This is a genomic window from Flavobacterium turcicum (genome assembly GCF_011365745.1).
In the GTDB taxonomy this organism is placed as follows: Bacteria; Bacteroidota; Bacteroidia; order Flavobacteriales; family Flavobacteriaceae; genus Flavobacterium; species Flavobacterium turcicum.
On record NZ_JAAOBY010000001.1, the window covers coordinates 760,800 to 773,467 of the forward strand.

Here is a 12,668-nt window from a genome sequence, read left to right on the forward strand (position 1 = left end):
TTTTTTATGCTAATATAAAATCTAAATTTTCTTCAATTTCAGGGCTGATGTGGTTTTCATCAAGCAGTGCATCCGAAAGTAGTTTTTTGTTTTCTTGTAATCGAATGATTTTTTCTTCGACGGTATTCTTGGTAATGAATCGAACGACATTTACTTTATTCAACTGTCCAATACGATGCGCGCGACCAATTCCTTGCTTTTCAGCAAAAGGATTCCACCATGGGTCCAAGAACAAGACATAAGAAGCTTTAGTAATATTGAGTCCCACGCCACCCGCTTTTAAGGAAATGAAAAACAATTTTGAGCGCTCTTGTTCTTGAAATTTCTGAACTTGGTATGCACGTTCATTTTGTGGTGTTGCACCAGTCAATTCACAAAAATCAATTTTGTTTTCGATGCTCCATTTTTTATAGAATTCCAAATTCGACACAAACGAACTGAATACTATTGTTTTTTGATTGGATTGCACTAAGGTTTCTAAATATCGGGTCACCGCAATATATTTCCCCGAATCAAGTTCTGATTTTTTATCAATCATTTTAGGATGATTACTCAATTGTCTTAAGCGCATCAACGTATTGATAATATTGATTTTGTCAATGCCAGAACCATCGGTTTTTAAAAGTGCGTTTCTAGCTTTCGACTTTTCTTCTTCGTATAATTTCTCTTGTTCAGGTTCCATATCACAATAAAAAACTTGCTCAGAAAGTTCCGGTAAGTCTTTTAAAACTTGTTCTTTTGTCCGACGTAAAATAAACGGACTGACGAGGTTTCTGAGTTCCAGTAGACTATTTTCGTCTTGGTTTTTCTCGATAGGAATTTTGTAATGCTCCGCAAAAAAAGCGTAACTCCCCAAAATATTCGGATTGATAAATTGCATTTGTGACCACAAATCGTCTAATGAGTTTTCGATAGGAGTACCACTCAGAGAAATTTTATGGCTTGTTTGAATTTGATTAATCGCCTGAAAAATTTTCGAGTTTTTATTTTTAATGTATTGACTTTCGTCCAAAATCAAAAAACGAAATTGATACTTTTCTAAAATGGAAAGATCTCTCGCCACCACCGCATAACTCGTAAAGATCAAGTCGTATTTTTCTAATTTTTTAGAAATTAGTTTTCGATCTTGTCCAACATATTGAATTCTCCTGAAATGAGGCGTAAATTTTCTAGCTTCGTTGTACCAGTTGAACACCAAAGAGGAGGGAAGTACAATCAAAGCTTTTAGATATTCTTTGGCAACAGGGATTTCGTTTCCAAACAAATCGAGTTGCATGTTTTCGGCTTTTTCAAAATCCAATTTTTCTTGAACGGTGACTAGTGTTGATAGGGTTTGCAATGTTTTTCCTAATCCCATATCATCCGCCAAGCAAGCACCTAAACCGTTGTTGTAATGTTCTAAAAGCCATTGTACGCCTTCTATTTGGTACGGTCGCAACGTGGCTTTAACCAAATCCGAAGGTTGGTATTGAACCGTTTCTTTTACATGCAAGGTCTGTTTTAATTGCGGAATGTCTTCAAAAACACCAAAATTGCTTTTGAGAACAGCCATCGTTCCGTTGCTGATTTTAGCCAGCTTAGCCATAGCTCCGTAACGCGTCATCCATTCTAACGGAATCAAAAAATAATTCCCGTTAGGTAAGAGAAACAAGCGATTTTGGTTTTTAATATTCGGAATCAAGTCGCTGAAATTAAATTCAAAATCAGCACAAACTACAGTCATTTTAATATCAAACCAATCGTTTTGAATGGTGTTGGAGAATGTAATGGTAACTGCGTTATTATCAATATATTTTCCGTCGATTTTGAGATTTTCTAATGAAAAACCTAACGATTCTAATTTTACACGATTTTCTAATGCCCATTGCACACAAGCGTAGGTATCTTTTTGTTCTGGTTTTTGCAAAAGTCCAAAAAGTTGATTTTCTTGTTTGCCAAGACCAAGCGTTTGTAGGGATTCAATAAATTTATCCTCAGCTTGAGTGCGCTTGTATTGGATTAATTTTATATTCGCTAAGTCTTTTAAATCAATTTCAGTTTGCGTGTTTTTGGTTTTAGTGGCATCAAAAATGTATCCGTCATAATCAAAAGTAAGACTAATGAAATAGGTGTTTTTAAAAAAATCATGTACCAATTGAATGTTGCAAGAACGAATACTGGTTTGGGTAATCACCTCAAATCCCGTAGCGCTGATAGCTGCTTTTTGGGCAATATCCTTAATGAATTTTTCAAAATAGTCGGGTACTAATTTCGAAGGAATTTCGACCGTTTTTTTATTTAAAAAAGGGGTTATTTTTTTAGAATTGATGCTTTTTAACGCATACAGTTTATGGTGTGCCACAAGCCATCCCGGTTCGTTTAACAACAATGTTACTGTTGTGTCTGAGGGATAAAAAGAAAGGTCATTTTCCTTGAGTTTTAAAGTATATGAAATTCCGTTTTCGTGTTTATCAAAATGGAGTTCGGTTTCTAAAGCTGGATTTTGAGTGCCAATACGACTGATGCGAAAATCTTTTTCTTTACCTAATTGAAATGAAAGCGGAAAATCATGTTCGCGAACTAAAGCATAAAAGGACGCTAATTGTACTTGTATGAATTGTGTAATTCCGAATTTTAGCTTCTCGTCTTGCAACAAGTCCTCAATCTTCTTAGCGGCTTTACTTTTTGTACGGTATTTTTTAAACAGGACTTCTGGCTGCAGGCTTTCGCAAATGTTGAGTGTTTTTTGGGTTGCAAGTGGGAGTTGTTTTGCCTCAACGCCCATACTTTGCAGCACTTCTGAACTTGCTTTTTTTTCTAAATACGTGATGGTATCCGCATGTCCGACCACATAGATAGTAGGAATGTAGCAATTGAGTTTCGCTTCAAAACTAAGATCAAAGCAAAATTGGAAATGATTTTCGGATTGCAAAAGTAAAACGTTATTTGATTGTTAGGTAATAAAGACAAAGATTCCACAAATTCACACAGATAATTTTGTGCAAATTTGTGGAATCTGTGTTGGGTTTTAATCTACTAAATATTATTTAAAACAAACTGGTATAATTTCGCCTTTGGCTAAACAGTACTTTTCTACTAATTCAGGTGCAATTTTATTGGTATAATCTTCTTCAATAACTGTAAAACCGATACTTCTTAGCTTGTTAAAATAATCACGACCGTAAATGCGCACGTGGTCGTATTGTCCAAATATTTTGGCGCGTTCTTTCTGGTCGGTTATGCTGTCATCCGCAAAAGTTATTTCTCTTTTTAAGTCTTGTGGAATCTGTAAAATAGCCATTCCGCCAGGTTTTAAAACACGATACAATTCCTGCATCGCTTTGGTATCGTCAGGAATGTGTTCCAAAACGTGGTTACACAAAATAACATCGTATTGATTGTCCTTGAAAGGTAAATTGCAAATATCTGCTTTTACATCTGCTAATGGTGAAAACAAATCGGTAGTCGTATAATCTAGATTCTTTTGTTTACGGAACAATTTATAAAAAGCTTGCTCAGGTGCAAAATGCAAAACTTTTTTGGGAGCTGTAAAAAAATCGGTTTGCTCGTTGAGGTACAACCACAATAAACGGTGTCTCTCTAATGAAAGCGTACTTGGCGAAAGCACATTGTTACGCTGTGTTTCGTATCCGTATGGCAACATTGATTTGAAACTTTTTCCATCAATAGGATCAGTAAACTTTTCGCCTTTCAAGGTAAAAGCAATAATAGGTCTCGCGATATAACTCAAGCGAATTAAAAGCGGACGTGGAATGGTATTGAGGATAAGTTTAAAAGCAGATTTCATTTAAAATTTATTATTGAACACGAATTTCAGATTAATATAATTATACGACACAGATTGCACAGATTTTAACAGATTCAAATAGGAGCGAAATAGATTTTTTATCATAATATAACTCTTTTGTATTTTAAACTATCCTCGCCAAAGTTAATAACAAGTCCTATTTTATTTTTCGAACAAGCTAAATAATTTAGAGTTTGCCCCGTATCACTTGCTGTTAATTGTGAGATTGCTTTTATTTCTAATATTATTTCATCAAAAACTACAAAATCAGCAAAATATTTTTTTGATAAAACAATATCCTTGTACTCAATTTTGTATTCTTTTTCTCTTTCAAAAGGAATATTATTTTTTATAAATTCATGTTGCAAAGCTTCCTTGTAAACAATTTCATTGAAACCTTTACCGAGAATTTTATGTACTTCCATACAGAGTCCAATAATTTTGTATGTTTCTTGTTTTAAATAAAATTCCTCCATATTCAAAAAATAAATAATCTGTGAAAATCTGTGTAATCTGTGTCAATCAAAGAAATGTTACATCACCAAAGGCACTTTTCTAAACTCATCTTCTTCATTGCTCACAATTCCCAAAGCTTTGTATACGTAGGCAAAAGTTGAGAGTAATTCTGGTTTTCCATCGATGATTGCTACATCATGTTCAAAATGAGCTGATGGTTTTCCATCGGCAGTGGTAATTGTCCAGCCATCTTTGTGTTGTTTGATGTTACGCGTTCCCATGTTGATCATCGGTTCAATGGCAACAACCATTCCTTCAACCAACATTTTGCCACGCCCTTTTTTACCATAATTGGGCATTTCTGGATCTTCGTGCATTTTTTGGCCAAGACCGTGTCCTACTAATTCTCGAACCACGCCATAACCGTGCGCTTCGTTGTACTTTTGAATGGCATTACCCACATCTTCCACACGATTCCCCGCACGAAGTTCGCGTATACCTACATATAAAGATTCTTTAGTAACTTGTAAAAGCTTTTTAGTTTCTGGAGCTACGTCACCGATCTCAAACGAGTAGGCATGATCGCCATGGTAACCGTTTTTAAAAGCACCACAATCTACTGAAATGACATCGCCACTTTTTAATGGAGTATTATTTGGAATTCCGTGTACTACTTGCGAGTTAGGACTCATACACAATGAATTCGGGAAACCATATAAGCCAAGGAAACTAGGCACAGCGCCGTGATCACGAATGAAGGCTTCTGCTAATTTGTCAAGGTATAAAGTAGTTACGCCTTCTTTAATTTCAGAGGCAATCATTCCTAATGTTTTAGAAACGATTAAGGCACTTTCGCGCATTAATTCAATCTCCTCACGTGTTTTTTGAATAATCATATTTTCGAATTTTCAGTTCGCAAAAGTACAATTTTAAAATTATTTAATCCGGATTGGCCATAATTTTAAAAAGTTCTGAGTTAGAAATGAAAAAACGGTTTTCTAAAGCAATTCTAGAGAGTTGTGCGCTAACCAAATTGTTCTCTCTGGTGTTGATTAAAAATAAAGAGCTTTCGCCAAATGAAAACAGTCGCTCTTCTGATTTTAGCATCGTTAAATTATCATTTACTAAACCTTTAATCAATTGTTGTTGTTTGATGAGCGATTCAATTTCTGTTTTTTGAGAATTAATTTTATTGGTCAATTGTACTTTTTCCAGATTTAAAGCAAATTGAGTTTCTTGAACCTTGAATTTGGCTAACTTAAGGCTTCCTCGCTCTTTTCTTAAAAACAGAGGAAAGTAAAAGTTAAGTCCAATTTTGTAATCTTCAAAGCGGTAATTATCGATATAACTTGGTTCCGATAAATAACTGTAACCCACGTCAATTTTGGGTAATAGCATATTGGCCTTCAATTTTTGCTCGACAGTAAGCATATCAATTTTACTCTCAAGAGCATTAATCTTTGGGTGATTGGTAATTGAGAAATCTTGATTGACCAAATCATTGGTACGTAAACTTTCTTGAATAGTAAATTCTAGTTGTGACTCTGGAATTAATTCTTCGGCAAGTTCAAGCGGAATATTGTTTTCTAACCATAAAAAGTTAGACAACTCTAGCTTAGCTTTGGTAAGTTTTAGTTGCGAATCCTCTAGACTTAAACGTCTATTTTTTACAATAATACCAGCCTCCACGCTATCAATTGCAGGTTTGTCGCCTTGAACAATTAAGGATTTAATTCCTTTAAATCGGATTTGGGCATTCTCGTTATACTCTTTATAAAGTGCAACCTCGTTAAAGTTTTTTTTCCAATTGAAATACGCTACAGATGCATCATAGAGAACTGCAATTGCCTGTAATTTGCGTTCGGCTTGGCTCAATTGCAATTGCATTTTTGCTTTGCGTACATCTGCCATTCGTTGGTTAATCAGTAATCCTTGACCCAAAGGCACAGTGATTCCTAAGGATGTCAGTCCTTGATTTGGTACCGTATTTTCAGGATTTAGGTAAACACCTTCATTGTTATCAAAACCAGCTTTAATTTCAATTCCGTACCAAGTCGGAATTTTGAAACTGCTGTTCAAAATAGAATAATATTCAGTGTCTTTGAATTGTTTTTTGCTAAAATCGACTTCAATTTTCGGGTCAAATCCACCTCTAGCCATCATTAAATTTGCCTGTGCTTTACTAATCTCTAGGTTTGCATTTTTTACCAAGGGATGGTATTTTTTTACATATCCTAAATATTCGTTGTAGGTAAATTCTTTTGATGGAATGTTTTGAGCAGAGGCAACAAAACCAAAAAATAAAAACGCAATAAGTAGTTGTTTCATTATTTCTTTTCTTTTGAAGTCGCAGTTGTAGGTGTGTAGTAATTAGGAGGGAAACCGTTAAGTGTTCTCCAGATTTCAAACCAAACGGGTACATTATTCAATAAGGCAAGTGTTTGTGCACCTGCACCAATGCTTAGTTGTTTTGGCCATTTGTGATCATTTTCGTCAGGAGCAATCAAAACTCTGTATTTTCCGTTAGGACTGATGAAATTTTCGATAGCTACAATTTTTCCACCAAAGGTTCCGTACGACATATTAGGCCATCCCGAGAAAACAATAGTTGGCCATCCATCAAACCATACGCGTACTTTTTCGCCTTTGCTTATAAGTGGTAAATCTATGGGATTCACATACGTTTCTACAGCAATATCATATTTTGCAGGCATTATGGTTGCAATTGGAGTTCCTTCTTTTATGGTTTCTCCAATTCCTGATTGTAACGCCCTGTTTACGTAGCCGTTTTGCGACGCTTTGATATAGTACATTCCGTTACGAATGCTGTAGTTCGCATATTGATTTTGTAGCTTATTCACTTGTGCGTCGGTATCAAACTGATTGCTCAAGGCTGTAAATTTATCACTATTCGCTTTCGAAGCTTTTTCAGCGTATTCTGCACCAATTCTGTTGATTTCAACTTTGGCGTTGATAAACTCGTTTTTACTCGTCAATAATTTGTTCTCCTGAGTAATGATTTTAGCTTCAACTTCTTGTAATTTAAGTCGTTTTTCTTCAATATCAGTTAAAGGTTTTAAGCCTTCTTTGTTCAGTTCAACTGTTCGATTGTACTGTGTAGTTGCAATTTTTAGTTGAGTACGAACTGCTACTAAATCAATACTATCGCTTTTTATTTTCAGCACAGCTTGTTTGATTTTATTACTGGCTTGCTGTAGTTTTAAAACTTTTTCGCGTTCAATTGCTTCTATTTGGCCTTCTAAAGTAGTTACTTTTGATCCGTATGAAAGTAAAGATTGTTTCTTGGCATTCATTTGGTTCTCGGTGTTTTGTACCAAGTTCGGATCCATATATTCTTCTTTAATCTCTGAGATAAAAAGAATGGTATCGCCTTTTTTTACATAATCACCTTCTTGCACGTACCATTTTTCGAGTCGTCCAGAAATAACACTCTGAATAGATAACGGGCGTTGGTTAGGTTTAAGAGTGGTTACGCTACCGGAACCTGAAATATTTTGTGTCCAAGGCAAAAACAAGGCAATAAGCCCAATTACAGATACACCGCCTATTATTTTATTTAAAATTTTATAATGAGGTCGGTTTACTAAATTTTTTACAGTAGTAAAGCGTTCTAATGAAGGCAGCTTTGAAGTGTTTTCAGATATGTTTAGCATGTCTAAATATTTTTTGAATCAAGTTGTATGATGCCATTTTGCATGGTTATTCTTCGTGTGCATTTTGTTTTCCAATACGGATTTTTAGAGGAAACAATGATGGTCCATTTATGTGAATCGGCCGTAATGAAATCAATAATTTCATTAGCCACTTTTTCGTCCATTACATCCGTTGGGTCTTCGTAAAACAAAATTTTTGGCTTGTGAATGATGCTTCGTGCCAAAAGTACTTTTTGAGCATTAGATGAAGAAAGTTGCTTGCCCTCCGGAAAAATAGGAGTATCAAGACCTTTTGGTAAAGCTTTGATAAAACCCGATAATTGAACGCCATCAATTGCCCATTTTAAATCCTCAGTTTTGATACTTGGATCATTAAAGGTTATGTTTTCTAGCAAAGTCCCTTCAAAAGGAGTTTCGCCCGAAATGATAGTGCCAATTTGAGATCGGTATTGTTTTAAATTTATTTTCTTGAATGTATCGTCATTTATATAAAAAGCGCCAGAAGTTGGTTGTAATAAACCTGAAAGGATTCGGATAAGTGTCGTTTTTCCTGATCCGTTAGCGCCATCAATTACAATTTTTTCACCTTGTTCGATTTTGATCGATAAAGATTGTAAAATTTCGATTGGAGAGTCAGGGAATTTAAAGCTTAAATTTTCAGTTTCTAATGCTATCCTGTTGTAGCAGGTATCGCTATCAAACCCAACTTCTTCCTCCAGATTTAAATCGGTTACCTGCCCGATTTTTTCAACTGAAGTCAGTACATCATAAAAAGTTTCAAGACCTAAAATGATTTTTTCAACCGAATTAATAACCAAAAGGATAATAATTTCTGCAGCAACAAATTGACCAATGTTCATTTGTTGTGATAAAACTAAGAAACCACCAATTGATAATAAACTGGCCGTGATTATTACTTTAAAAAGGATCAATTGCGTAAATTGTCTTTGGATAACTTTAAAGTGTTTTTCGCGATAGTTTAAATAATCGGACACAATAGTATTGTTTTTTTGAAGTCCGAAATTATAATTCAAATCGTTTTTAAAACTAAAGCTATTTCGTGCCATTTCTTGCAACCAACCTGCAACTTTGTATTTGAATTTAGATTCTTTTAAACTGGTTTCAAGACCTGAATTGTAGGAGAATTTAAATATGAAGTACAAAAGCAAAAAGAGTAAAAGTCCAAAAACTATAAAATACGGATGGTAAAGTGAGAGTAAAATGATTCCAAAAGCGATTTGTAATAATGCTGCTGAGAAATCAATTAGTAATTTAGAGGTTCCTTTTTGAATAGTCAAAGTATCAAAAAATCGATTGGCTAATTCTGGCGGGTAGGTATTGTACAAAGCCTCAGTTTTTATTTTAGGAAGTCGAGCCCCAAATTCAAATGAGGAGCGAACAAATATTTTTTGCTGTAAATTCTCGGTGATTCGCAATTGCATTAAAGATAAAATACCAACAAGTGCTACTCCAAATACTACTAATATTATCAAGACAATCCAAGAGGCACTAACTCGACCTGATTGTATGAAATTGGTAATGGCCTGAATTCCTAATGGCAACGACAAGCTAATTAAACCTGCGAAGATGGCATAGAAAAATATTTGATAAACATCTTTTTTATCTAACGAAAGTAAGTTGTAAAATCTACGTAACGGTGTTTTTTTCATAGTTGTTTATATTGCAATTTTTTCTACTAAATCAAGGTAAAAATCAGTAGGTGATACTGATTCATTACAATTAGTAATTGTTTTTAAATGGTCTTTTAGAAAGTGTTGGTGTAAGGCGCCTTCTACAATTGATGAAGCTAAACTTTTAGCATACAAATAATTTGGATTGACAAGCGCTATCATCTCGATTAAGCGATTTATGATTCGTTTGTAAACCAAGAAAAAGCCTTCCTTATTTTCCTCATCAACTTCTTTGGTTAATAAGGTTTTGGTAAACTCTGCAATGATGATCTTGTTCAAGATAGATTCGTTGATATGTGCAGTGGTCGAATCGTCTTCTATTTTTTCAGTAACTATTACAATTGCTTTTTTTAATTTTTCTAGTGGATCTAGAATGTTGTTGGTCGCGAAAACTAATTTGTATTCAATCCATCCCCAATACCATGAAGATAAGTACAGCATTAATTTATGCTTGCTTTCAAAATATCGGTAAATAGAACTTTCGTTTGAACCAATTGATTCACCTAATTTTTTAAAAGTAAAATTTTCAAAACCAATTTGATCAATCATCAAAATACTGTGTTCGATAATCTTTTTACCCAAGGCTGAAGTTTCAGGGTTTTTAACGTATAGTTTTTCGTTGACTGAGATAATTATATTTGTTAAAATGGAATCCATTAGAGGTATTTTTGCTGAATAAAAGGGATGTTCGTTTTTTTAAAAATTGATTTTAAAGCCAAAATTAGTATTTCTAGTATCTTGTAAATCAACTTTGATTTTGTTCCCTTTTAAATCAAGGTATTTCAAATGATCTAAAGTTTTAATCACTGGAATGCTTTGCAGTTGATTATTTCCTAGATATAAATTTTCAAGATTTTTGAAGTTTAAAATCTCATCGGGTAATGTAGTAAGTTTGTCTCCCTCTAGATGTAGTGATTTTAAATTAGGTAATTTGGCTAAAATGGAAAGTGTTTTGGGCACATCCATCTTTTTGTCATCGTTTAAAACTATTTCTTCTAAATTAGATAACTCCCAGAAATTAGCAGGTAAAACGCTGAAATCATTGCCACTCAAATCTATTTTTTTAAGAGATTTTAGCGTACTTATTCCTGTGGGAATTTCATTTAAATGGTCATTTTTTAACGTAAGGTATTCTAAATTGGTAAATTTTGACCAATCAATGGTATTGAATTTTAGTTTTTGATTACTTAAATTCAAATTGATAATTTGTTCCGGATGTTGCAGCGCCTCCTCAAGATTGGTGTATTCCTTGTTTGATTCGGTTTTGATTTGTGCAAAAATTGAGGAATTGTAAATACAAAGAAACGCGAGCAAAAGTACTTTTTTCATTTTTCAACTATTTACGGTTTTTACAAAGGTATCAAGAAGGTTAATAGTAACACTATCAATATGGTGTTTTTAACTTTAATTTAATAATCGAGTATGTAGCGTTGTAAAAATTTCAAGTGGCTGCTTGCGCAATTCATGGCTTGCAGCCCTTGAGATTTACTTTTTTGTGGCATCAATATTTATAATGGTGTTCAATATGAAACCATTGTTGTTTTGAAAAACATTGCGTTGCTCTATTTCTCGGCCTAATTGGACGGTTTGGTTCAAGTAGCCAGCCTCTAAACGAAGTTGATTGTTGAACTTGTATCCTAACAAAAGTCCTAACCTGTTTTGATCAAATATATTTTCATTTACATTCTTCCCAAAACCAATTAAGATTTCATTATACGCAGCAAGGTAAGGTGTATGGTCTGCAATACTGGTTCCTTTTAATGGCACTTGTACGCGAAGCATATAGCGCAAGCGATGCAATAACAAATATTCGTCTTCACGTTCTAATTCAGCATTGGTGTAGCGGCCAACAAAACGTTGCTCTAGCATAAAGCGATGCGAAATATCTACGAGCGCAAGTTTATCTGTTAATGTAGCCATTTGAAAAATGCGATGCTCGGTAAAGTCCTTACCAAAACCATTTATAGGAAAATCTCCGTAAGGTTGTGTTTCGATCCAAGCGTAACCTAATCGAAGTTGTAATTTTGGATTTGCTTGATAATTGAGTCCAACACGCAATAATCCTTGTAATGGGTCCTGAATGTAGTTGTCACGACGCCACTGATATTCAGAATGGATACTGTACTTGTCGCTAATTTTTACGGCACCAAAGTAGCCTAGCCAGCCTATTTGGTTGCGATCAGTAATGCGGGTATTTTGCGAAAAAGTCCTGTTGCCTACTAGAGACAACAGGGCTAAAAAAAGAATTGCGTTTTTTTTCATTATTTTTTGAGTTGTGGTAAGTTATGTAAAGTTTCTTGTAAAAACTCTACTTTTCCGGTGTGAATATCATAAACCGCTCCTACTATTAAAATTTCACCGTTTACGTATTTTTTGTGCAAGATAGGTTCTAAATCTCTTAAGTTATTAACCTGATCAATCACATTTTGTCTTACAGAATTGTTAACTGCGTTACCTGGTAAATGAGCACATTTTGCTACTGCTGGTTTGATTTCATTGATTAAGGTTACAATATGTCCTGGAACATTTTCTGGACGCTCTACAGCTGCTGCAACTGCGCCACATTCTGTGTGCCCCAGCACAACAATCAGTTTTGTTTTTAATTTTAAAGTAGCAAATTCCATGCTCCCATATGATGCCGCCGCCGATACTTGTCCTGCGGTACGAATGATGAACAAATCTCCAAGACCTTGATCAAAAATCATTTCGTTTGGTACTCGTGAATCAGAGCAAGCTACAATTGTTGCAAAAGGCTCCTGTCCGTTTTCAAGTTTTTTGATAGTCTCCATGTTTTGCCTTGGTTTGATGCTCTTGCCTTCAACAAAACGTTTGTTGCCGCCTATTAATTTTTTGAGTGCAATTCGAGGATCAGCATACGCTGAATCTCTATTGACTACATAATGTTCTTTTCTCCATTGCACAGAATCAATGGCTACTTTTTTGTTTTTGATTTTTTTTAATTGCTTATCCTGAGCATAGCTTGATACAGATAAGGACAAACACGTGAGCAATAAAAGCATTGTTTTCATACTATTAAAATATTAGTTGTACATTTTTATT

The 12,668-nt window shown here is 34.5% G+C and carries 11 protein-coding genes; all 11 read right to left on the reverse strand.

Going from position 1 to position 12,668, the window contains the following annotated elements:
• Positions 1 to 4 precede the first annotated feature (4 nt).
• A complete protein-coding gene (locus G9Q29_RS03305) occupies positions 5 to 2,911 on the reverse strand; it encodes a DEAD/DEAH box helicase (protein WP_166133247.1) in 2,907 nt (968 codons plus the stop codon).
• A gap of 111 nt (positions 2,912 to 3,022) precedes the next feature.
• Positions 3,023 to 3,787 (reverse strand): class I SAM-dependent methyltransferase, encoded by a 765-nt coding sequence (locus tag G9Q29_RS03310; RefSeq protein WP_166133249.1) that lies wholly within the window; start codon positions 3,785 to 3,787, stop codon positions 3,023 to 3,025.
• A 101-nt stretch (positions 3,788 to 3,888) separates the two neighbouring features.
• Entirely contained in the window at positions 3,889 to 4,263 is a 375-nt protein-coding gene (locus G9Q29_RS03315; protein ID WP_166133251.1) for a GxxExxY protein, read from the reverse strand.
• A gap of 57 nt (positions 4,264 to 4,320) precedes the next feature.
• Positions 4,321 to 5,139, reverse strand: coding sequence for a type I methionyl aminopeptidase (gene map, locus G9Q29_RS03320; protein WP_166133253.1), 819 nt, complete (start codon positions 5,137 to 5,139; stop codon positions 4,321 to 4,323).
• A 43-nt stretch (positions 5,140 to 5,182) separates the two neighbouring features.
• Complete coding sequence (locus G9Q29_RS03325; protein ID WP_166133255.1) at positions 5,183 to 6,571, reverse strand: TolC family protein; 1,389 nt, start codon at positions 6,569 to 6,571, stop codon at positions 5,183 to 5,185.
• Entirely contained in the window at positions 6,571 to 7,917 is a 1,347-nt protein-coding gene (locus G9Q29_RS03330; protein ID WP_166133257.1) for an HlyD family secretion protein, read from the reverse strand. The genes G9Q29_RS03325 and G9Q29_RS03330 overlap by 1 nt, the downstream gene beginning before the upstream one ends.
• Before the next feature lie 2 nt (positions 7,918 to 7,919).
• The gene (locus G9Q29_RS03335) at positions 7,920 to 9,587 is read right to left on the reverse strand and encodes a peptidase domain-containing ABC transporter (protein WP_166133259.1); all 1,668 of its coding nucleotides are present in this window, start codon (positions 9,585 to 9,587) and stop codon (positions 7,920 to 7,922) included.
• A gap of 6 nt (positions 9,588 to 9,593) precedes the next feature.
• A complete protein-coding gene (locus tag G9Q29_RS03340; protein WP_166133261.1) occupies positions 9,594 to 10,265 on the reverse strand; it encodes a TetR/AcrR family transcriptional regulator in 672 nt (223 codons plus the stop codon).
• Positions 10,266 to 10,304: 39 nt separating this feature from the next.
• Positions 10,305 to 10,937: a leucine-rich repeat domain-containing protein gene (locus G9Q29_RS03345; protein ID WP_166133263.1), complete on the reverse strand. Its 633-nt coding sequence runs from the start codon at positions 10,935 to 10,937 to the stop codon at positions 10,305 to 10,307.
• Positions 10,938 to 11,093: 156 nt separating this feature from the next.
• The gene (locus G9Q29_RS03350; RefSeq protein ID WP_166133265.1) at positions 11,094 to 11,870 is read right to left on the reverse strand and encodes a DUF2490 domain-containing protein; all 777 of its coding nucleotides are present in this window, start codon (positions 11,868 to 11,870) and stop codon (positions 11,094 to 11,096) included.
• Positions 11,870 to 12,637 (reverse strand): carbonic anhydrase, encoded by a 768-nt coding sequence (locus tag G9Q29_RS03355; RefSeq protein ID WP_205729822.1) that lies wholly within the window; start codon positions 12,635 to 12,637, stop codon positions 11,870 to 11,872. Before G9Q29_RS03355 ends, G9Q29_RS03350 begins: the two co-directional genes overlap by 1 nt.
• Positions 12,638 to 12,668: the final 31 nt, after the last annotated feature.

Excerpts from the sequence above, each read along its gene's own strand:
- G9Q29_RS03310 (WP_166133249.1), bottom strand. The coding sequence starts at position 3,787 with ATGAAATCTGCTTTTAAACTTATCCTCAATACCATTCCACGTCCGCTT.
- G9Q29_RS03315 (WP_166133251.1), bottom strand. The coding sequence starts at position 4,263 with ATGGAGGAATTTTATTTAAAACAAGAAACATACAAAATTATTGGACTC.
- map (WP_166133253.1), bottom strand. The coding sequence starts at position 5,139 with ATGATTATTCAAAAAACACGTGAGGAGATTGAATTAATGCGCGAAAGT.
- G9Q29_RS03325 (WP_166133255.1), bottom strand. The coding sequence starts at position 6,571 with ATGAAACAACTACTTATTGCGTTTTTATTTTTTGGTTTTGTTGCCTCT.
- G9Q29_RS03330 (WP_166133257.1), bottom strand. The coding sequence starts at position 7,917 with ATGCTAAACATATCTGAAAACACTTCAAAGCTGCCTTCATTAGAACGC.
- G9Q29_RS03335 (WP_166133259.1), bottom strand. The coding sequence starts at position 9,587 with ATGAAAAAAACACCGTTACGTAGATTTTACAACTTACTTTCGTTAGAT.
- G9Q29_RS03340 (WP_166133261.1), bottom strand. The coding sequence starts at position 10,265 with ATGGATTCCATTTTAACAAATATAATTATCTCAGTCAACGAAAAACTA.
- G9Q29_RS03345 (WP_166133263.1), bottom strand. The coding sequence starts at position 10,937 with ATGAAAAAAGTACTTTTGCTCGCGTTTCTTTGTATTTACAATTCCTCA.
- G9Q29_RS03350 (WP_166133265.1), bottom strand. The coding sequence starts at position 11,870 with ATGAAAAAAAACGCAATTCTTTTTTTAGCCCTGTTGTCTCTAGTAGGC.
- G9Q29_RS03355 (WP_205729822.1), bottom strand. The coding sequence starts at position 12,637 with ATGAAAACAATGCTTTTATTGCTCACGTGTTTGTCCTTATCTGTATCA.